Here is a 21,321-nt window from a genome sequence, read left to right on the forward strand (position 1 = left end):
CAAAAGCTAACAGCCAGCAGCTAAAAGCTAGCAGCTTATTTACCTACTCAATCCGGTAGCGCAGGCCGGCGTAGGTGAGGCGGCCGTAGACGGGGCCCCACACCATGGCGGCGTCGAAGTTGGGGCTGAACGGGAAGGCCGCGCTTTCGATGGGGTTGGGCTGGCGGTAGTTGGTGAGGTTCTCGACGCCCGCGTACACTTCCAGGCGCTTGAAGGCGCGGGTGAGCTGGGCGTTGAGGGCCGCGTAGCGCGGGGCGTAGTACACGGCCGGTGAGCCGGCCCCGTGCGCGTGGGTGGCGTCGTTGCCGAGGTGGGCCACCGGCCGCTCGCCGAACCACTGCACCGTGAAATCGGCCCGGTACTTGTCGAAGGCCGAGGCGTAGCCCAGGTTGAGGAACGCGCGGTTGGCGGGCGTCAGGGGCTTGGGCAGCAGTTCGTTGTCGTAGGTGGTGCGCACGTCGAGGTGCTTGTAGGCCGCTTTCACTTGCAGGCCCTTCACGGGCTCGGCTTGCAGCTCGGCCTGTAGGCTATGGGCGAAGGAGCGGCCCGTGGCGCCCAGGTTGTCAATCAGCACGAGCTGGGGCGCGGTGTACATGTCGGCCACCACCTGGTTGCCGAACACGGTGCTGTAGTAGTCCGTCACGAACGTGGCCTGGCGTCCCCACAGCGTGAAGTAGTGCGTGTAGCTGCCGCCCGTGTTCCAGGCCGTTTCGGGGCGCAGGTTGGTGCCGATGACGAACTGGCGGGCACTGGCCAACAGGCTGGCGTTGTCGGCAATGGGGTTGGCCACCCGGAAGCCCCGGCCCGCCGAGGCCCGGAAAATGTTGTTCGGGCCGGCGTCGTACTTCGCGTTGAGGCGGGGCGTCACCTGCCAGCCGTAGAGGTTGTGGCGGTCGGTGCGCAGGCCGGCCACGAAGGTCAGGTGGCGGCTGTCCTGGTAGGTGTACTCGGCGAAGGCCCCGGGCACCCGCTCGTGGCGGACGCGGTGCTCGCGGGCGTCGGCGTCGGCCGGCGTCTCGGTCAGGTAGGTTTGCCCGTCGCTGAAATACTCCTGGTAGTCGTCGTAGAGGTAGCTCAGGCCCGCCCGGTAGCCGTGCTTGGTGCTGCCGATGATGCTCTGGAACAGCAGCGTGGCCTGGCCCGTGCGCTGGGTGCCGTCGTAGCGCCGGGGCCCGGTCACCTCGCTGAACGAGTACGTCGAGTTGAAGTCGTGGCTCGTGCCGTTCATCAGCAGGCCCAGGCTCTGGAAGGGGCGGGTGGGCCAGGTGTAGGAGGTCTTGGTGAAGGCCGTGTAGCGGCGGGTGGTCTGGGTGGTGCCCCAGGCCTGGCGGTAGGCGTCGGGCGCGTCGGGCCGGAAGCCCAGCTGGCCGCCCTGGCGGGTTTCGTGCAGGGCCCCCAGGCCCACCTCCGTCACCACGCCGTGGCCCGAAATGTACTTCCACTTGTCCAGGGCGTTGAACTGGGTGGCCAGCGGCAGGTCCAGAAACCCGTCGTGGTTGCGGTCCACGCGCTGGCCCAGGTGGTCGGTGTGCAGTAGCAGCACGGTGCTCCACTTGGGGCTGAGGCGGGCCGAGGCGTTGAGGTTGACGTCGAATTTGCCCAGGTCGTTGCCGTAGGCGTTGAACAGCAGCTGGTCGGTTTTCTCGGGTTCCCGCAGCTTCACGTTCACCTGGCCCGAAATGGCCTCGTAGCCGTTCACCACCGAGCCCGTGCCCTTGATGATTTCGATGTTCTCGATCCAGGGCCCCGCCAGGTAGCCCAGGCGGTAGGGGGCGGCCAGCCCGCGCAGGGCCGGCTGGTTGTCCACGGTCAGCAGCGAGTAGGCCCCGTCCAGCCCCAGCAGCTGAATCTGCTTGGCCCCCGACACGGCGTCGGAGGTGGTGACCTCCACGGCGGCGTTGGTTTCGAAGCTCTCGGCCAGGTTGCAGCAGGCCGATTTGGTGAGGTCGCGGGCCGAAATCACCTGCGTGTTGGCCGGCGTGAGGGCCGAGTAGGCCAGGGCCCGGGTGGTCACCGTCACCTCGCCCAGCTCCAGGCCGGGGCGCAGGCCCACCCGCAGGTAGGGGCTGCCGGTGGCGGCCACGGCCACCGTGTCGGGCCGGTAGCCGAGGGCCTGCACCACCAGGCGGCCGGCGGCGCGGGCCGGGCGGGCCAGTACGAAATGCCCCGCCGCGTCGGCGGCCGCGGTCGGAAAGTTGTCGGCGGCCGCGGGCGCGTCGGCCAGCCAGCGCAGCACCGCGCCGGGCAGGGGCGCGGCCGTGGTTTGCTCCGTGATTTCGCCGTGCACCGGGCCGGGCGCGGTTTGGGCTTGGCCCGGGGTAGGGGCCCCTAGAAACAATAATAGGGGTAATAACCTGCCAAGCGGCAGCAGCGGGCCCAGCCCGCGCAAAGGTTTCATAATAGCTGAAAGTTAAGGTTTTCCGAAAGAAATAGCCCGGGCTAAAAAGCCCCGGCCGCGCCCCCTCACCGGCGGGCGCATCGTCCGAAAAAACCTAAACCACCAGCTTGCCCGCCCACCGCAGCAGCGCCCGCCCGCCCCGCGGGGGCGGCGAGGCATCGGCCGCAAACCAGCGCGGCCCCGCCGCCGCTACCCGCGCCCGCCGCTGCGGAGCCAGCGGCCACGCGGCTCCCGGCAGCCACGCCGCCATTAGGGGCCCCGGCACCAGCACTTTGCTGATGGCGTGCGCGTCGGCGGGGGCCGTTAGCTTGTGCAGGTGGGTGCTGAAGTCGCAGCAGCCGTCCTTGACGCGGGGCGGCGTAGTGGCCCCGTAGCACCCCCGCGGGGCCGGCCCCAGCAGCGCCAGGCTGGCCCGGCTGCGCCCGCTGAACCGGCAGGTGTGCCGCGCCACCGTGAGGCCCACCGAGGCGGTGAGCACCAGCGCGGCCAGCCAGAGGCTGACGATGCGGCGGACGAGCGAATGGGACCGGGCTTGCACGCAGCAAAGGTACGGCGGCGGGGGATTGCAAGCCGCTAAAATCCGGGCCCGCCGCGTGCAGGATTCTGCCCCGCCGACTTATCGGTCCGCTGTGGCTTTCAATCGCTTGGCTTTGGGCGGATGCTTCCGTCCAAAGCCGTTCACGGGCTCCGCCGCCGGCGCGGCCCGCACCTGCTCGTAGGCCAGGCGTTGCAGGGCCACGGCGTCGGCCGGCGACAGGCCCAGGGCCGCGGCGGCCTGCTCCCGGGGGCCCAGCCGGCGCGGGTCGTGGCCGGTGAGGGTGGCCAGCAGCACGCAGGCGTTCAGGTAGGCCCCCGAGGAGCTGGGGTGGTAGTGGTCATCGGTCCACAGGTCAAGCCGGCCGGGGGCGGGGGCGTAGGGGTTGGGCAGCGCCACCCCCGTGCGGATGGCCCGCAGCCAGGCGTCGCCGGCCGGGGCCACGCCCGCGAAGCGGCCGTTGGCCCGGGCCAGGCCGTAGTAGCCGGCGTGCAGGTCGGCCGTCATCGAGTCCACGGGCTGGCCCGAGTACGGCCGGTTCGGCGGGTAGGTGAGGTCGGCCCGGGCCCAGGTTTCGTAGAGGTAGAGCTTGGCGGCCGGGTTGGCGCGGTGCACGGCTTGCTCCAGCCGGGTGGCGTAGTCGTTAAATTCGGCGCGCTTGCCCCCGCGCCGGGCCGGCAGGGGCCCCGTGCTGTATTCCTGCAACACCACCGCCTGCCAGCGGGGCTGGCCGATGACGGCCAGGGCATGGTCGAAGTGGAACTTCAGCGTCTGGCCGCTCATGGCTTCCAGGTGCACGTCGTAGCGCAGGCCGGCCTCGTCGGCCAGCTTTTGGAAGATGGCCGGGATGCCGCCCCAGGGCCCCGGGCCGCCGCCCTCGGCGCGGGGCGAGCCGGCGGGCTGGCCGTAATTCTCGTCGGTGATGGCCGCGCTGTTGTAGGTGAGCACCGGCAGGCGGGCCCCGTGGGAAAAGCTGTTGCCCACGAACAGGATGGCCACCGGTGCCCGCGGCCGGGGGCGGGCCGGGGCGGCTGTGCCGGGCCCCCCGGGCAGCAGCGCCGCCCCGGCGGCAAGCAGCAAAGCGGCGGAACGGGGGCGAAGCAAGCGCATAAGCAAAACGGTTGGGAACGAACCCGAAGGTAGCTGCCATTTTGGCAAACCGGCCGCGGCCCCTGCCCGGATGTGCCCTAGATGGCCCAGAAACCAGTTTCAAATTGTGGTAAATAATGGTAAATCGTGGTTGTTATTCAAAACGGGGCCCGTACTTTTGTTTGCTTCCCTCCCCATTTTCTGGCCTCTGCCATGCACCTGCTCTCCGGCGAATACGAATGCAAGCTCGACCCCAAGGGGCGGCTCGTGCTCCCGGCCAAGGTGAAGGCCAACTTGCCCGACGCATCGGGCAACCAGCTCGTGCTGGTGCGCGGCTTCGAGCCCTGCCTCGTGCTGTACCCGCGGGCCGCCTGGCGTGTCATCCACGACAAAGTGATGGCCCTCGACGAGTTCAACGAGGAGTACCGGCAGTTCCAGCGCAACTTTTTCCGGGGCATGACGGAGGTGGAGCTGGACAGCATCAGCCGCTTCATGCTGCCGCGCACCATGCTGCGCTACGCCGGCATCGAGAAGGAGGCCATCGTGGTGGGCCTGGGCAACCGCTGCGAAATCTGGGACCCGGCCCGCTACGAGGAGTTCCTCGTCAAAGACCAGCAGACGTTTAGCCAGCAGGCGCAGAAGTTTTTGGCCACCGATTCCACCCTGGCCTTTTGACGATGGAGCCGCGCCCCAACGATACCGCCTACCACCGCCCCGTGCTGCTGGCCGAGTGCCTGGCCGGCCTCGATGTGCAGCCCGCCGGCCGCTACGTGGACGTAACCTTCGGCGGCGGGGGCCACTCGGCCCGCATCCTCGACGGCCTGACTACGGGCCACCTCTACAGCTTCGACCAGGACGCCGACGCCGAGGCCGAAGCCGCCCGCTTGGCCCGGTCCCAATTCACGTTCGTGCGGGCTAACTTCCGCGACCTGGCCGCCGAGCTGCGCCAGCGCGACGCCTTGCCCGTGGACGGCCTGCTGGCCGATTTGGGCGTCAGCTCGCACCAGTTCGACACGCCAGCGCGGGGCTTTTCGACCCGCTTCGACGGGCCCCTGGACATGCGCATGGACGCCGACCAGGGCCCCACGGCCGCCGATGTGCTCAACGACTACCCGGAGGCCGATTTGCACCGCATTTTCGGGATGTACGGCGAGGTGACCAACGCCCGCACCCTGGCCGCCACCGTGGCGCAGGCCCGGCGCGGGCGGCCGCTGGCCACCAGCCAGGACCTGAAAACTGCCATCCAGCGTGTGATGCCGCGGGGCAAGGAGAACAAGTACCTGGCCCAGGTTTTCCAGGCCCTGCGCATCGAGGTGAACCAGGAGATGCAGGCCTTGCAGGAAATGCTGCTGCAAACCGCCGACGTGCTGCGCCCCGGGGGCCGGCTGGTGGTGCTCAGCTACCACTCGCTCGAAGACCGGCTGGCCAAGAATTTTATCGCCAAGGGAAAGTTTTTTGGGGAGGTAGAAAAAGACTTTTTCGGCCACGAAACCAAGCCGTTCACCGCCCTCAACCGCCGCCCCGAAGAGGCTTCGGCTGAGGAAGTGTCCCAGAACAGCCGGGCCCGCAGCGCTAAATTGCGGGTTGCGGTGCGGAATTGATAGGGGATGAAAAGAAATTAGCAGTAACTCAAAATACAAAAAACAGGCCGCCATGCTGAACGTAGTGAAGCATCTTTCCCGCTGACTAATCCTTGATTACTGCTGCGGGAGAGATGCTTCGGCAAGCTCAGCATGACGACCTAATCTTCGCCAAATCCCGATTTTTTGCTCATTCCTGATTTTTAATTAAAAAAATTGGCTGCCAACACCTACCGCCCCACCGAAGCGCCGCGCCGCGCCAACGTGCCCCGCCCCCCCGCGGAGCCGGAGCCGGCCCCCGTGCCCGCGCCGCTCCCCGCGGCCGAGCCCGTGGCGGTGGCCCCCGAGCGGCCGGTGCGGGCTCGGCGGCCGCCGCGCCCCCCGCGGCCGCCGCGCACCTGGAGCCTCTTTTCGCTGCTCGACCGGGCGACGAGCGTGGACCACCTCTTCCGCGAGGGGCTGCCGGTGCGCTACCTGCCGCACCTGCTCTTCGTGATGCTGCTCGTGCTGCTCTACATCGGCAACACGCACTACGGCAACCGCATGAACCGCAACATCCAGCGCCTCAAGCAGGAAACCGAGGACCTGCGGGCCGATTATACTACCCTGAAATCGGACTACATGGAGGCCAGCAAGCAGAGCGAGGTGGCCCGCAAAGTGGCCGCCTTTGGGCTGGTCGAAAGCTCGTCGCCGCCCTTCCGCATCCAGGTGCCCGCCGGCCACCTCGACGCCGCTGCCCTGGAGCTGATGCCCGTGCTGACGGCCGACACCCTGGCCGCCCGCGCCAACCGCGACTCGCTGGCCGCTCAGCGGTCCGACGCCCTGGCCGGCCGCCGCCGCTACGCCGCCACGGCCGGCGACGGGGGCCCGGAAATCATCGCGGCCATTGACGACGATTCGACCCGCGCCGCTGCGCCGGGACCGGCCCGCCGGGTGGCCCGGCCGCTGGCAGCTAAGGCAAAAGCCAAGGGCAGCCGTAAGCCCGACAATAAAAAGCCAGTACAAAAAAGTACAACGAAGTACAACAAGCAGGCGGCTCGTACCCAACCCCATACCTCCCACGGCCGATGAAAGGCAGCGTTAAAAAGTCGATTGTGACGCGGGTGCGGCTGGCCTTTCTGGGGGTGGCCGCTTTCTCGGGCCTTATCCTGTGGAAGGCCACGCGCATCCAGTTCCAGGAGGGGGCCCGGTGGCGGGCCCTGGAGCAGGAGCGGCGCATCAGCTACCAATCGGTGCCGGCCACGCGGGGCAACATCTACTCCGACAACGAGAGCATCATGGCCACCTCGCTGCCCTTCTACCGGGTGGCCTGGGACCCGGGCGTGGTGGAGGAATCGGTGTTTCAGGCCGGCGTCGATTCGCTGGCCTGGCACCTGTCGCACTTCTTCCAGGACCGCAGCGTGCAGGAGTACAAGCAGCGCCTCGTCAACGCCCACGCGGCCAAGGACCCGGCCCTGCGCTACATCCGCCTGAACCCGCGCCAGATTAATTTCCAGGAGAAGAAGATGCTGGCCAACTGGCCCATTTTCCGGGCCAAGCGCCACCGCGGCGGGGCCATCTTTGAGCAGGTGGACAAGCGCTTCCGGCCCTTCGGGGGCCTGGCCCAGCGCACGGTGGGCTTCATCAACGAAGACCAGCACGGGGCCGGGCTGGAGTTCACGTTCGGGCCCAGCCTGGCGGGCAAGGCCGGCGAAGCGTTGTTTGAGCGGGTGCCGGGCGGCGTGAAGCCCCTCTACGACGGCACCGAAATCAAGCCCCAGCCGGGCTACGACATCAAAACCACGCTCGACATCAACTTGCAGGACGTGGCCGAAAACGCGCTCTACAAGTCGCTGGTGGACAACAACGCCCAGTACGGCTGCGTGATTCTGATGGAGGTGGCCACCGGCGAAATCAAGGCCGTGGCCAACCTGGGCAAGGCCGCCGACGACACCTACAAGGAAGACTACAACTACGCCTTCGCCGACCAGGGCCGCACCGAGCCGGGCTCGACGTTTAAGCTGGCCTCGATGATGGCCCTGATGGAGGCGTTTCCCAGCCTCAGGCTCGACGACGTGGTGGACACCGGGCCGGGCCGCATGGCCATCGGCGGGGCCGTGAAAACCGATTCGCACCCCAACGGCCGCATCACCGTGCAGCAGGTGTTCGAGAAGTCGAGCAACATCGGGGTGGCCCGGCTGGTGCAGGAGCACTTCGGGGCCCACCCCAGCCAGTACACCGACTACCTCAAGAGGTTTGGGCTCGACAAGCCCCTGGGCTTCCAGATGAACGGCGAGGCCCTGCCCTACGTGAAAGACCCCACCGACCGCAGCTGGAGCCACACCTCGCTCTCGACCATGAGCATCGGCTACGAATTGAAGCTGGCCCCGCTGCAAACGCTGGCCTTCTACAACGCCGTGGCCAACAACGGCGTGAAGGTGGCCCCCATGATTGTGAAGCAGGTGAAGCAGGCCGACCAGGTGGTGCAGGAGTTTCCGACGCGGGTGCTGATTCCCAAAATCTGCTCCGACGCCACGCTGCGCAAGCTAAAAGCCATGCTGGAGGGCGTGGTGGCCGAGGGCACGGCCCGCGCCATTCAGCCCAAAGACTACACCATTGCCGGCAAAACGGGCACGGCCTGGAAATTTAAGGGCGGGCACTACACCAAGCTGTACTCGACCAGCTTCTGCGGGTATTTTCCGGCCGACAAGCCCAAGTACAGCTGCATCGTGGTGGTGGACGCCCCCAAGAACGGCCGCGTGTACGGGGCCGACGTGGCCGCGCCGGTGTTCCGCGAGGTGGCCGACAAGTGCATGGCCCGCGACCTGCTGAGCCAGCGCCCGCTGCTGGCCAAGGCCCGCCTGAACAAGAGCCGCGTGCCGCTGGTGCGGGCCGGCATGCAGGACGAGCTGGCCCTGGTTTGCCAGCGCCTGGGCCTGGCCGGCAACACCCTGGCCACCGGCGGCGAGGAATGGGTGCGGGCCGCGTCTGACACGGCTTTTCACGCCCGCACCGTGGCCCTGGTGGTGAACCCCGTGCGCACCGGCCGCGTGCCCAACGCCCGGGGCCTGAGCCTGCGCGACGCGCTGTTCCTGCTCGAAAACCGGGGCCTGCACGTGCGGGCCCTGGGCACGGGCCGCGTGCGCGAGCAAAGCCTGCCGGTGGGGGCCCCCTACAAGCGGGGCGACGCCATTGCCCTCACGCTGGTCGAAACTGGCCCCCGCGCCGACGCCCCCCGCGCCCTGCCCGCGCCCGACCACACCGACCTGGCCGAAAACAAGCTCCTGACCCCCGCCGACCCCGAGCCCCTGGCCCCCAAAGCCGCCAAGTCGACCCGGGGCGCGGCCAAGTTGGCCAAATCGGCCAAGCCGGCGGATGCTAAGGCGGCGGTTGAGGCCGAACCCGAGGACCAACCCAAGGCCCGCACGAAGGCCCGGCCCGAGGCGAAGGGCAGAGCGAAGGCCGACCCCAAAGTGAATAAAACGAAAACCGACGCCAAAGCGAAGCTGGCCAAAACCCGCCTCGCCGCCGGCAAACCCAAAAAATCTCCGCGCAGCGCTTAGCCCCGGCCGCGCGAAACTTTGCGGCTCCGCCGCCCAACGGCACACCAGCTTGATTTCTCTCCCGCTCTTTTCCCTCCTCGCCGACGTGGCCGTGCTCCAGCAGCAGGGGCCCGCCGACGTGCCCATCACCGGCCTCACCCTCGACTCGCGGGCGGCGGGCCCCGGGCAGCTGTTCTGCGCCCTGCGCGGCACGGCCACCGACGGCCACCAGTACATCGACGCCGCCGTGGCCCAGGGCGCGGCGGCCGTTATGTGCGAAGCGCTGCCGGCCGTGCTGAGCCCCACCGTGGCCTACGTGCAGGTGGCCGACAGCGCGGCGGCCCTGGGCCTGGTGGCGGCGGCCTTTCACGGGCATCCGTCGCGCCAGCTGCAGCTGATTGGCGTGACGGGCACCAACGGCAAAACCACCTGCGCCACGCTGCTGCACAAGCTGCTGCGCGAGCTGGGCTACCACGCCGGCCTGCTGAGCACGGTGCAGAACCAGATTGATGAGGACGTGATTCCCAGCACCCACACCACGCCCGACGCCATCCGCCTGAACGCGCTGCTGGCCCGCATGGTAGGCGCAGGCTGCACCCACGCCTGCATGGAGGTGAGCAGCCACGCCGTGGCCCAGCACCGCACCACCGGCCTGCGCTTCGCGGGTGGCGTGTTCACCAACCTCACCCACGACCACCTCGACTACCACGGCACCTTCGACAACTACCTGAAGGCCAAAAAAGGCTTTTTCGACGCGCTGCCCAAAACGGCCTTCGCTCTCACCAACGCCGACGACAAGCGGGGCCCCGTGATGCTGCAAAACACCGCCGCCCGCCGCGAAACTTACTCGCTGCGCGGGGCGGCCACGTTCCGGGCCCGCCTCATTGCCAACGAAGTGGACGGCCTGTTCCTGGAAATTGACGGCCGCGAGGTGCAGTTCCGGCTCATCGGCGTGTTCAACGCCTACAACCTGCTGGCCGTGTACGGGGCCGCCGTGCTGCTCGGCGAAGACCCCACGGAGGTGCTCACCGTCCTCTCGGGCCTCGCCACGGCCCCCGGCCGCTTCGAGCCGGTGGTGTCGCCGCGCCAGCGCATCACGGCCATCGTCGACTACGCCCACACGCCCGACGCGCTGGAAAACGTGCTCCAGACCCTGCACCAAATTCGGCGGCCCGAGCAGCGCATCGTGACGGTGGTGGGCTGCGGCGGCAACCGCGACGCCGCCAAGCGCCCCGTAATGGCCGCCCTCGCCGCCCGCTTCTCCGACAAAGTCGTGCTCACCGCCGACAACCCGCGCTTCGAGGACCCGCTCGACATCCTGGCCCAGATGCAGGCCGGCGTGCTGCCGCCCGACGCCGCCCGCGTGGCCACCGAGCCCGACCGCCGGGCCGCCATCCGGGCCGCCGTGGCCTGGGCCGGCCCCGAAGACATTGTGCTGGTAGCCGGCAAAGGCCACGAAAATTACCAGGACGCGCAGGGCGTGAAAACGCACTTCGACGACAAGGAAGTATTAATTGAGATTTTTTTAGGATTGAATAAATAGAACCTCATGCTGAGCTTGCCGAAGCATCTCTCCCGCAGCAGTAATCAGGATTAGTCAGCGGGAGAGATGCTTCGACTCCGCTGCGCTGCGCTCAGCATGACGTTCTGTTTTTAGTTTAAGTACCCGGATTGCCCTATGCTCTATTACCTCTTCCGCTACCTCCACGACCATTTTCACGTGCCCGGTACCGGGGTGTTTCAGTACACCACGTTCCGGGCCGGCCTGGCGGTGGTGGTGTCGCTGCTCATCGCCCAGTTTTTCGGGGCCCGCCTCATCCGCTTGCTCCAGCGCAAGCAGGTGGGCGAAACCATCCGCGACCTGGGCCTGCAAGGGCAGAACGAGAAAAAAGGTACCCCCACGATGGGCGGCCTCATCATCTTGCTGGCCATTCTGGTCCCCGTCCTGCTGCTGGCCCGGCTGCGCAACATCTACATCATCCTCATGCTGCTGAGCACCGTGTGGCTGGGCCTGATAGGGTTTCTGGACGATTACATCAAGATTTTCCGCAAGAACAAAGAGGGCCTGAGCGGGCGCTTCAAGGTGCTGGGCCAGGTGGGCCTGGGCCTCACGGTGGGCTGGGTGCTGTTTTTCTCCAACGAGGTGACCGTGCGCCAGTACCTGCTGGCCAATGGTACCCTTTCGGAGGTAGATGCCAGCAAGGTGTACCACGACGTGCACCTGATGATTACCACCGTGCCGTTCCTGAAAAACAACGAGCTGAATTACGGCGATTTATTTGCCACGGCGGGCACGTTTTTCAACGGCCTCTACGGTATTTTTTATATCCCAATTGTCATCTTTCTGATAACGGCCGTCAGCAACGGGGCCAACATTACCGACGGGCTCGACGGGCTGGCGGCCGGCACTTCGGCCATCATCGGCATCACGCTGGCCATTTTCGCCTTCGTGAGCGGCAACGCTTTACTGGCCGATTACCTGGACGTCATGTTTATTCCCGACTCGGGCGAATTAGTTATTTTTTGCACGGCGTTCGTGGGGGCCTGCATTGGCTTTTTGTGGTATAATTCATACCCGGCGCAGGTTTTTATGGGCGACACCGGTTCGCTGGCCCTGGGCGGCATCATCGCGGTGCTGGCCCTCATCGTGCGCAAAGAATTATTAATTCCCATTCTGTGCGGCGTGTTTCTAATTGAAAACCTGTCGGTCATCGTGCAGGTCGGCTGGTTCAAGTACACCCGCAAGAAGTACGGCGAGGGCCGCCGCCTGCTGCGCATGTCGCCGCTGCACCACCACTACCAAAAGCTGGGCTACCACGAATCCAAAATCGTGTCGCGCTTCTGGATTGTCGGCATCATGCTGGCCGTCATCACACTGGTCACGCTAAAGCTGCGCTAACCATGAACATCGTCATCCTCGGCGCGGCCGAAAGTGGGGTAGGGGCGGCGCTGCTCGCGCAGGCCAAGGGCCACGCCGTGTTCGTGTCGGACCGCGGAACCATTCAGGCCAGCTACCGGGAGAAATTAGTCCAGGCCGGGATTGAATTCGAGGAAAACCAGCACACGCTGGCCCGGGTTCTGGCCGCCGATGAGGTAATTAAAAGCCCTGGCATTCCCGAGAAAGCGCCGGTCATCCAGGCCCTGCGCGAGCAGAAAACGCCGGTTATTTCCGAAATAGAATTCGCCGGCCGCTATACCGCTGCTAAGTGCATTTGCATTACCGGCACCAACGGCAAAACCACCACCACGCTCCTTACCCACCACTTGCTACTGGAAGCAGGCCTGAAAGTGGGCCTGGGTGGCAACGTGGGCCGCAGCTTTGCCGAGCAGGTTATTGCTGACGAGCACGACTATTACGTGCTGGAAATGAGCAGCTTTCAGCTCGACGACACGCACGAGTTCCGGCCCTGGATTGCCGTGCTGCTCAACATCACCCCCGACCACCTCGACCGCTACAATTACTCGCTCAGCGAGTACGCCCACGCCAAGCTGCGCATCGCCCGCAAGCAGGACAGCAGCGGCTATTTTATTTACAACGCCGACGACGAGAACATCACGCGCTATTTCCAGGCCGCGCTGCGGCCGATGCTGAAAATGCCGTTCGGCCTGGAGCGCCGGCCCGACCTGCACCTAGCGGGCTACTACGAAGCGGCGACGCGGCTCTGCGTGGACCTGCTGCCCGGCTACTACAGCCAGACGGAAATAATCAGCACGGCGCAGTCGCCGCTCATCGGCGAGCACAACCGTCAGAACGTGCTGGCCGCCGTGCTGGCCGCGCGCGTGGCGGGTGTCGGCATTGCCCAAATCGAAGGGGCCCTGGCCACCTTCCAAAACGCCGACCACCGCTTGCAGGCCGTGGGCCACGTGGCCGGCGTGGAGTACATCAACGACAGCAAAGCCACCAACGTGGAGGCCGCCTGGTACGCCCTCGAAGGCATTAAAACCCCCATCGTGTGGATTGCCGGGGGCACCGACAAGGGCAACGACTATTCGTCGCTCGTGGACCTGGCCCACCAGAAAGTCAGGGCCCTCGTCTGCCTGGGGGTGGACAACGCCAAGCTGCGCGCAGCGTTCGAAACCGTGGTGCCGCACCTCGAAGAAACCCACAGCATGGCCGACGCCGTGCGCCGCGCCGCCGCCCTGGCCGCCCCCGGCGACGTGGTGCTGCTGTCGCCCTGCTGCGCCAGCTTCGACCTGTTTAAGAACTACGAAGACCGGGGCCGCCAGTTCGCCGCCGCGGTGCAGGAATTAATTGCCTCCGAACCCGCGTAAATTAATTATAATCTGCCAAATCTGCGATTTATGGAAGCTGTTACCCCCCGCCACAACTGGCTCCAGCGCAACCTGAAAGGCGACCCCATTTTGTGGGCCATCGTGCTGTTGTTTTCCGTCATCAGCATCGCCGTGGTGTACTCGGCCACCGGCACGCTGGCGTACAAGAAAAGCGACGGCAACACCGAGCATTTCCTCTTCAAGCACACCAGCCTGATTCTGGTGGGGCTGGGGTTTATGTTTGCGGCCCACCGCGTCGATTACCGCCACTACTCGCGGCTGTCGCTCTACGCGCTGCTGGTTTCGGTGCCGCTGCTGCTGTACACGTTTTTTGTGGGCGGCACCACGCTTAACGAGGCGTCGCGCTGGCTCACCATCCCGGTCATCAACCAGACGTTCCAGCCCTCGGATTTGGCCAAGCTGGCGTTGATTTCGCACCTGGCCAGCATGCTCAGCCGCCGCCAGCAGCACTTGCACGATTTTAAATCGACGCTGCTGCCGGTGATGCTGTGGGTGGGGGTGATTTGCGGATTAATTATTTTGAGCAACGCGTCCACGGCGCTGCTGCTGTTTGCTACGTGCATGCTGCTGATGTTCATCGGGCGCGTGCCGCTCAAGCAAATGGCCGTGATGGTGGCCATCGGCGTGGTGCTGGGCGGGGCCGGCCTGGCCGCCGGTCAGCGCCTGGGCACGGTGATGTCGCGGGTGTCGAGCTTCTCCGACCCCAACAAAAAAACGCCGTTTCAGCTGGAGCACAGCTACATTGCCATTGCCACGGCCGGCATTGCCGGCAAGGGGCCCGGCAAAAGCACCGAGCGCAACATCCTGCCCCACCCGTACTCCGACTTCATCTTCGCCATCATTATCGAGGAATACGGCCTGCTGGGCGGGGCCGTGGTGCTGCTGCTCTACCTCGCTTTTCTGTACCGGGGCCTGAAAACGGTGATGAACAGCTACGGCGCCTTCGGGGGCCTGCTCTCGGCGGGCCTCAGCTTCAGCCTGGTGCTGCAAGCCCTCGTGAACATGGGCGTGGCCGTGGGCCTGGGCCCCATCACCGGCCTGCCGCTGCCGCTGCTGAGCATGGGCGGCACCTCGTTGATATTCACCGGCATCAGCATCGGCATCATCCTGGCCGTGAGCCGGGGCGAGCCCGAAATACGCCCCGTGGTGGGCTCCGACCCCAACGCGCCCCGCATCCCGAGCCAGCGCGGGGCGTATGCGTGAAATCAATGAGGAATGAGCAATGAATAATTAGCAGTGTGCGCTCGCGCCAGCTACCACGTACAAACACGCAGCGAAACTTAAATTTAAACCTCGCGAAACCTTGCGCGAAATGTCAAATACGACTCCCTTGCGTATTATCATCAGCGGCGGGGGCACTGGCGGGCACATCTTCCCGGCCGTGGCCATTGCCAACGAGCTGCGCCGCCGCTACCCCGACGCGGCCATCCTCTTCGTGGGAGCCAACGGCCGCATGGAGATGACGCGCGTGCCGGAGGCCGGCTACGACATCGTGGGCCTCGACATCAGCGGCTTGCAGCGCCGCCTCACGCCCCAGAACCTGTTGTTTCCAGTGAAGGTATTCCGCTCGGTGCGCAAGGCGGGCAAGCTGATTGAGGAGTTCTTGCCCGACGCTGTGGTGGGGGTGGGGGGCTACGCCTCGGCCCCGGTGCTGCTGGCCGCCGCCAGCCGCGCCGTGCCCTCGCTCATCCAGGAGCAAAACTCCTACGCCGGCTTGGTGAACAAGCTGCTGAGCCGCCGCGTGGGCCGCATTTGCGTGGCCTACGACGGCATGGAGAAGTTCTTCCCGGCGGATAAAATTGTGCTTACCGGCAACCCTGTGCGGGCCGAAATTGAGGGCGGCGACCGGGCCGAAGCCCTGCAATTTTTCGGCCTCGACCCGGCCAAAAAGACGCTGCTCGTGGTGGGCGGCAGCCTGGGGGCCCGTACCCTCAACCTGGCCACGGCGGCGGCCCTGCCGCGCCTGCAAGCGGCTGGCGTGCAGCTGCTCTGGCAAACCGGCAAGCTCTACTTCCCCGAGGCCGAAACGCAAGCCGCGCCCTACGCCGCCGACGGCCTGCACGCCCTCGAATTCATCCGCCGCATGGACCTGGCCTACGCCGCCGCCGACGTGGTGGTGAGTCGTGCCGGGGCCCTGTCGGTGAGCGAGTTGTGCCTCACGGGCAAGGCCAGTATCCTGGTGCCGTCGCCCAACGTGGCTGAAGACCACCAAACCAAAAACGCCCTGGCGCTGATGAACAAGGGCGCTGCCGTGCTCATCACCGATGAGCACGCGCCCGAGCGCCTCTACGACGAAGCCCTGCGCCTGCTGGCCGACCCCGAGCGCCAGCAGCAGCTGCAAACGCGGGTGCGGGAGCTGGCCCGCCCCAACGCCACCACGGCCATCGTGGACGAGTTGCTGAAATTAATTAAAGTATAAAACCGCTTCGTTTAAGCGAAACTTATTTTCCACTTTGCGAGACTTTGCGCGAATATTTTAAATTATAATTTGGACCAATTCCCCTACGTCTTTTTTCTCGGTATTGGCGGTATCGGCATGTCGGCGCTGGCGCGTTGGTTCCAAGCCAATGGCCACCAGGTCAGCGGCTACGATAAAACCGAGACGCCGCTGACGCAAGCTTTGCAAGCGGAAGGAATTGACGTGCATTACGCCGATGCGGTGGAAAATATTCCGGCCGTAGTTCGGGAGAATAAACCGCAAACCCTGGTGGTGCTCACGCCCGCTATTCCGGCCGACAGCCGCGAGTGGGCCTGGCTGCGCGCCGAGGGCTACGACATCCGCAAGCGCAGCCAGGTGTTGGGGGTGCTCACGCAGGGCCGGCGCACGATTGCCGTGGCCGGCACCCACGGCAAAACCACCACCAGCAGCATGGTGGCCCACTTGCTGCACCACGCCGGCCACGACGCCGGGGCCTTCCTGGGCGGCATCGCCGTAAATTTGGGCAGCAACCTGCTGCTGTCGCGCGCGGCCGATGCGCCCGTGGTGGTGGAGGCCGACGAGTACGACCGCAGCTTCCTCACGCTGCGCCCCGACGTGGCCATCGTGACCAGCACCGACGCCGACCACCTCGACATTTACGGCAACCAGGAGGCGCTGATTGAATCGTTTCGGCAGTTCGTGCGCCAAATTAAGCCCGGCGGCACGCTGCTCGTTAATTGTACGGCCCACCCGAGCGTGGCCCAGGCCGCGCCGGTTGGCACGCAAATCATTCAGTACGGCCTGGCCGCCGCGCCAGGGATAGATTTATTTGCCGCCCACGTAACGGCCCGGGGCCACGAGTTTCACTTTGATTTGCAGGGGCCCCTGGGCGACGTGGCCGGCCTGGCGTTGGCCGTACCGGGCTTCCACAACGTGGAAAACATGCTGGCCGCCGCCGCCGTGGCGCAGCTCGAAGGCGTGAGCGGGGCCCCGCTAATTGCCGCCGTAGCGGCCTACCGGGGCGTGAAGCGGCGATTCGAGTTCGTGGCCACGGGCCCCGGCGGGCAAGTGTACCTCGACGACTACGCCCACCACCCGCGCGAAATCGAAGCGTTTTTGCGCTCGGTGCGGGCCCTGTACCCGGGGCGGCGGCTGCGCGTGGTGTTTCAGCCCCACCTGTTTACCCGCACCCGCGACTTTGCCGAGGGCTTCGCGCGCAGCTTAAGTATTGCAGATGAGGTGATTTTGTTGGATATTTACCCCGCCCGCGAATTACCGCTGCCCGGCGTCACTTCGGAAATTATTTTGGCCAACATTACCAGCCCGGTAAAATCCCTTCAGACCAAAGCCCAGGTGCTGGCCGCGGCCCGCGCCGATGCCGTCGAAATAATGGCCACCGTGGGAGCTGGCGACGTGGATACGCTGGTGCCGGAGTTGAAATTAATTTTTGGGGAAAGGTGGAATAATAACCCGTCCGTCCCAATGCAGGGGAAAACCTGAGTTAATAAATTATTCGATTTTCTCACCGCATTTGGTTTAATAAATTTCTGACCTGCCCACGCCATTGGCTGGAATTCTTATTTGTTTTTATGCACCGTACCATTCGTAATTTTTTGGTTGCTTTTGTTTGCCTGTTGGTGCTGGGCGGGCTGGGCGTTTTCGCCGCCGTGCGGCAGGCCCGGCGGCCGGTGGGGGCCGTGGACGTGCGCATTACCAACGAGGTCGATAATTATTTCATCAGCGAGCGGGGCGTGACGGCCCTGCTCACCAAGGGCGGGCAGGAGCCGGTGCTGGGCACCCGCCCCGCGGGCCCCCGGCTGCGCGTGCTGGAGGCCCGCCTGGCGGCCCACCCGTTTGTGCGCACCGCCCAGGTGTACCGCGACCTGGCCGGCGACCTGCACGCCGACATCACCCAGAACCGGCCCATTGCCCGCCTCACGCACCCCGACGCCCGCCTCGACACCTACGTGGACGCCGCCGGCCAGCCGCTGCCGCTCTCGCCCCTCTACACGGCGCGCGTGGCCACGGTGGCCCGGCCCGGCGGGGCGGCCCTGCCGGCCACTTTTTTCCGCGACAGCACGGGGCAACGCTACCTCGAATTCCTGCGTTTCGTGGACGAGCACCCCTTCTGGCGGGCGCAGGTGGCGGAGGTGGCCATCGGGGCCGACGGGCGGCTTTCGTTCACCCAACAGGTGGGCGACCAACGCATCGAATTCGGCCCACCGGATGCCATTCCCGAAAAATTCGCCAAGCTTATGGTATTTTACCGCCAAATTCCATCAGTACTCGGTTGGGACACCTACCACCGCGTGAACGTGGAATACCAAAATCAAATCATTTGCGAATAATAATTCGCTGATATATAGCTACATTGGGCCTTGGCCCGTCCTTCTTTTTTCCCGCCCCCACTGCTTTCACCAGGCACCCCCCTCATGCAACAAGACAAAATCGTCGTCGGGCTCGACATTGGCACCACAAAAATTTGCGCCCTGGTGGGCCGTAAAAACGAATTCGGCAAACTCGAGATTTTGGGCATGGGCAAGGCCGTGTCGGAGGGGGTGTCGCGGGGTATTGTGCTCAACATCGACAAGACGGTGGACGCCATCCGGCGGGCCATCCGCCAGGCCGAGGAGCAGTCGGGCATCAGCATCGGCGTGGTGAACGTGGGCATTGCCGGGCAGCACATCAAAAGCCTGCGCCACAACGGCAGCATCACGCGCAACTCGGCCGACACCATCGGGCCCGACGACGTGAACCGCCTCACCCAGGACATGTACCGGCTCGTGACGCAGCCCGGCTCCCAAATCATCCACGTAATGCCCCAGGACTACAAGGTGGACTACGAGGAAGGCATTGTGGACCCGGTGGGCTACGAGGGCGTGCGGCTGGAGGGCAACTTCCACATCATCACGGCCCAGAGCACGGCCATCAACAACATCAACAAGTGCGTGACCAAGGCGGGGCTGGAAATTGCCGACCTCATCCTGGAGCCGCTGGCCAGCGCCATGTCCATCCTCTCGGAGGAGGAGAAAGAGGCCGGCGTGGCCCTGATTGACATCGGGGGCGGCACCACCGACCTGGCCATTTTCAAGGACGGCATCATCCGCCACGCGGCGGTGCTGCCGTTCGGGGGCAACATCATCACCCAGGACATCAAGCAGGGCTGCAACGTGGCCCCCGGCCAGGCCGAGCAGTTGAAGGTGAAGTTCGGCAAGGCCATTGCCGAGGAAGCCAGCGACCACGAAATCGTGAGCATCCCCGGCCTGCCCAACCGCCCGCCCAAAGAGGTTTCGCTGAAAAACCTGGCCTACATCATCGAGGCCCGGATGTCGGAAATCATGGAGCTGGTGTACGCCGAAATCTACCGCATGGGCCTGCACGACCAGCTTTCGGCCGGCATCGTGCTGACGGGCGGCGGCTCGCAGCTCCAGAACCTGGAGCAGCTCACCGAGTACATCACCGGCCTCGACACCCGCATCGGCTACCCCAACCAGCACCTGGGCAAGAGCCGCATCGAGGCCGTGAAGTCGCCGATGTACGCCACCACCGTGGGCCTCGTGCTCTCGGGCTACCACGGCCTGGAAGAGCGCAGCCCGCGCCCCGTGTACGAGCAGGAGCCCGCCGCCTACGTGGTGCCGCAGCCCGCGCTGCCAATGGCCCCGGCCCCCGTGGCCGCCGCGCCGCCGCGCCCGTTGGCCGCCCCGGCCCCCGAAGCCAAGAAAGAGCCCAAGGAGCCCGGGGCCGCCAGCCGCTTCTTCAAAGACATCCTCAGCCGCACCAAGGGGCTGCTGATTGACGATTACGACGACAAATCTTATTAATTGTTAAATGGTTGCATAGTTAAATTGTTGTCGTTCAATATTATGAGTCGACGTTGATTAACATGTGTGCAGTTGGTTGTCGGACGCATCAGCGCTTCAACAATTCAACCACCAACAATTAAACAATTATTCCCCATGAATTACAAATTCGATATCCCTGCCCAAACGAAGTCCATCATTAAGGTGATTGGGGTGGGCGGCGGCGGCTCTAACGCCGTGAAGCACATGCACAAGCAGGGCATCAAGGACGTAGAGTTCATCATTTGCAACACCGACCAGCAGGCCCTGCAAAGCTCGACGGTGCCCAACAAGCTTCAGATTGGGGTGGACCTGACCGAGGGCCTCGGGGCGGGGGCCAAGCCCGAGCGCGGCCGGCAGGCGGCCTTGGAAAGCAAGGAGCAAATCCGCGAGCTGCTGAACCAGGGCACCAAAATGCTCTTCATCACGGCCGGCATGGGCGGCGGTACGGGCACGGGCGCGGCCCCGGTCATCGCGCAGGTGGCCCAGGAACTGGGCATCCTCACGGTGGGCATCGTCACGGCCCCGTTTTTGTTCGAAGGTAAGAAGAAGCGCTTGCAGGCCGAGGAAGGCATCAAGGAGCTGAGCGCGCACTGCGACACGGTGCTGGTGATTCTCAACGACAAGCTGCCCCAGATTTACGGCAACCTGACGATGAGCGCCGCCTTCGCCAAGGCCGATACGGTGCTGACCACGGCGGCTAAGTCGATTGCCGAAATCATCACCGTGACGAGCGACGTGAACGTGGACTTCGAGGACGTGAAAACGACCATGAAGCAGTCGGGGGCCGCCGTGATGGGCAGCAGCATCACCGACGGCGAAAACCGCGCCCGCCGCGCCGCCGAGGAGGCCCTGAACTCGCCGCTGCTCAATAACACCGACATCCACGGGGCCCAAAAGATTCTGCTCTCCATCATGTCGGGAGCCGAGCATGAGCTGGAAATGGACGAGCTGACCGAAATCACGCAGTACATCCAGGACAAGGCCGGGCAGGACGCGGAGATGATTTTCGGCCACGGCGTGGACGAAACCCTGGGCCAGAGCATCCGGGTGACGGTGATTGCCACGGGCTTTGCCCGCGAGGCGCACACCATCGCCACGCCCGGCCAGCGCCCCGCCGAGGCCGCCGGCGATCCTGCCGGGCACCAACCCGAGGCCGCCGCGGGCCCCGCCGGGGCCCCCGCCGCGCCGTTCGTGCCCAGCTTCGGGGCCCCGGCGGGCGAGCCCGCCCGGCGCTACGCCCTCGACGGCCCGTCGGTCCCTGGCAACGTGCCGCCCCTGACGGGCCAGCCCGCCGCGGCCCCCGGCGAGCCGGTGCTGCTACCGGCCAACCACACCACGGCCCCGCCGCGCCCGCGCCCGCTCGACGCCCACGCCGAGGAGCGCCGCCGCCGCTTGCAGGAGCTGAGCCACGGCCTGCCCCCCGACGCCGTGACGCAGTACGAGGCCCCGGCCTACCTGCGCCGCCAGGTGAAGTTGGAAACCGTGGTGCCCAGCTCAGAGCAGAACATCTCGCGCTTCAACCTCTCCGACGACAATGAGCTGCTGGGCGACAACCGCTTCCTGCACGACAACGTGGACTAATTGTTATTTCGCATTACCAACGCAAAGCCCGTTCCGAATGCATTCGGAACGGGCTTTGCGTTG

General features: G+C 65.4%; 16 protein-coding genes. 13 read left to right on the top strand and 3 right to left on the bottom strand.

Going from position 1 to position 21,321, the window contains the following annotated elements; translation table 11 throughout:
• Window positions 1-43: 43 nt before the first annotated feature.
• From HNP98_RS14630 to HNP98_RS14640, 3 genes are all read right to left on the bottom strand, one after another.
• Window positions 44-2,398 (bottom strand): TonB-dependent receptor, encoded by a 2,355-nt coding sequence (locus HNP98_RS14630; protein ID WP_173810876.1) that lies wholly within the window; start codon window positions 2,396-2,398, stop codon window positions 44-46.
• 94 nt (window positions 2,399-2,492) lie between these two features.
• Window positions 2,493-2,936: a hypothetical protein gene (locus HNP98_RS14635; RefSeq protein ID WP_173810878.1), complete on the bottom strand. Its 444-nt coding sequence runs from the start codon at window positions 2,934-2,936 to the stop codon at window positions 2,493-2,495.
• 78 nt (window positions 2,937-3,014) lie between these two features.
• A complete protein-coding gene (locus HNP98_RS14640) occupies window positions 3,015-4,043 on the bottom strand; it encodes a PEP-CTERM sorting domain-containing protein (RefSeq protein ID WP_173810880.1) in 1,029 nt (342 codons plus the stop codon).
• Between the two features lie 192 nt (window positions 4,044-4,235).
• Here HNP98_RS14640 and mraZ point away from each other — a divergent pair, with 192 nt between their 5' ends.
• From mraZ to ftsZ, 13 genes are all read left to right on the top strand, one after another.
• Complete coding sequence (gene mraZ / locus HNP98_RS14645; RefSeq protein WP_173810881.1) at window positions 4,236-4,697, top strand: division/cell wall cluster transcriptional repressor MraZ; 462 nt, start codon at window positions 4,236-4,238, stop codon at window positions 4,695-4,697.
• A gap of 2 nt (window positions 4,698-4,699) precedes the next feature.
• The gene (gene rsmH / locus HNP98_RS14650; protein ID WP_173810883.1) at window positions 4,700-5,623 is read left to right on the top strand and encodes a 16S rRNA (cytosine(1402)-N(4))-methyltransferase RsmH; all 924 of its coding nucleotides are present in this window, start codon (window positions 4,700-4,702) and stop codon (window positions 5,621-5,623) included.
• Between the two features lie 195 nt (window positions 5,624-5,818).
• Window positions 5,819-6,673 (top strand): FtsL-like putative cell division protein, encoded by an 855-nt coding sequence (locus tag HNP98_RS14655; RefSeq protein ID WP_173810885.1) that lies wholly within the window; start codon window positions 5,819-5,821, stop codon window positions 6,671-6,673.
• Window positions 6,670-9,144 (top strand): penicillin-binding protein, encoded by a 2,475-nt coding sequence (locus HNP98_RS14660; protein WP_173810887.1) that lies wholly within the window; start codon window positions 6,670-6,672, stop codon window positions 9,142-9,144. Before HNP98_RS14655 ends, HNP98_RS14660 begins: the two co-directional genes overlap by 4 nt.
• A 52-nt stretch (window positions 9,145-9,196) precedes the next feature.
• Entirely contained in the window at window positions 9,197-10,666 is a 1,470-nt protein-coding gene (locus tag HNP98_RS14665; RefSeq protein ID WP_380267294.1) for a UDP-N-acetylmuramoyl-L-alanyl-D-glutamate--2,6-diaminopimelate ligase, read from the top strand.
• Between the two features lie 135 nt (window positions 10,667-10,801).
• A complete protein-coding gene (mraY, locus tag HNP98_RS14670) occupies window positions 10,802-12,022 on the top strand; it encodes a phospho-N-acetylmuramoyl-pentapeptide-transferase (protein WP_173810891.1) in 1,221 nt (406 codons plus the stop codon).
• Between the two features lie 2 nt (window positions 12,023-12,024).
• Window positions 12,025-13,395 carry a UDP-N-acetylmuramoyl-L-alanine--D-glutamate ligase gene (gene murD, locus HNP98_RS14675; RefSeq protein WP_173810893.1) on the top strand — a complete coding sequence of 457 codons (1,371 nt, stop codon included), beginning with the start codon at window positions 12,025-12,027 and terminating at the stop codon, window positions 13,393-13,395.
• A 30-nt stretch (window positions 13,396-13,425) separates the two neighbouring features.
• On the top strand, window positions 13,426-14,619 hold the full coding sequence (locus HNP98_RS14680; RefSeq protein WP_173810895.1) for an FtsW/RodA/SpoVE family cell cycle protein: 1,194 nt from the start codon (window positions 13,426-13,428) through the stop codon (window positions 14,617-14,619).
• Window positions 14,620-14,728: 109 nt separating this feature from the next.
• Window positions 14,729-15,835 (top strand): undecaprenyldiphospho-muramoylpentapeptide beta-N-acetylglucosaminyltransferase, encoded by a 1,107-nt coding sequence (murG, locus tag HNP98_RS14685; RefSeq protein ID WP_173810896.1) that lies wholly within the window; start codon window positions 14,729-14,731, stop codon window positions 15,833-15,835.
• A 69-nt stretch (window positions 15,836-15,904) separates the two neighbouring features.
• The gene (murC, locus tag HNP98_RS14690; protein WP_173810898.1) at window positions 15,905-17,335 is read left to right on the top strand and encodes a UDP-N-acetylmuramate--L-alanine ligase; all 1,431 of its coding nucleotides are present in this window, start codon (window positions 15,905-15,907) and stop codon (window positions 17,333-17,335) included.
• 89 nt (window positions 17,336-17,424) lie between these two features.
• On the top strand, window positions 17,425-18,183 hold the full coding sequence (locus HNP98_RS14695; RefSeq protein ID WP_173810900.1) for a cell division protein FtsQ/DivIB: 759 nt from the start codon (window positions 17,425-17,427) through the stop codon (window positions 18,181-18,183).
• 84 nt (window positions 18,184-18,267) lie between these two features.
• Window positions 18,268-19,656, top strand: coding sequence for a cell division protein FtsA (gene ftsA, locus HNP98_RS14700; RefSeq protein WP_173810902.1), 1,389 nt, complete (start codon window positions 18,268-18,270; stop codon window positions 19,654-19,656).
• 135 nt (window positions 19,657-19,791) lie between these two features.
• The gene (ftsZ, locus tag HNP98_RS14705; protein WP_173810904.1) at window positions 19,792-21,258 is read left to right on the top strand and encodes a cell division protein FtsZ; all 1,467 of its coding nucleotides are present in this window, start codon (window positions 19,792-19,794) and stop codon (window positions 21,256-21,258) included.
• Window positions 21,259-21,321: the final 63 nt, after the last annotated feature.

The sequence above is a fragment of the Hymenobacter caeli genome, assembly GCF_013294115.1.
Taxonomy (GTDB): domain Bacteria; phylum Bacteroidota; class Bacteroidia; order Cytophagales; family Hymenobacteraceae; genus Hymenobacter; species Hymenobacter caeli.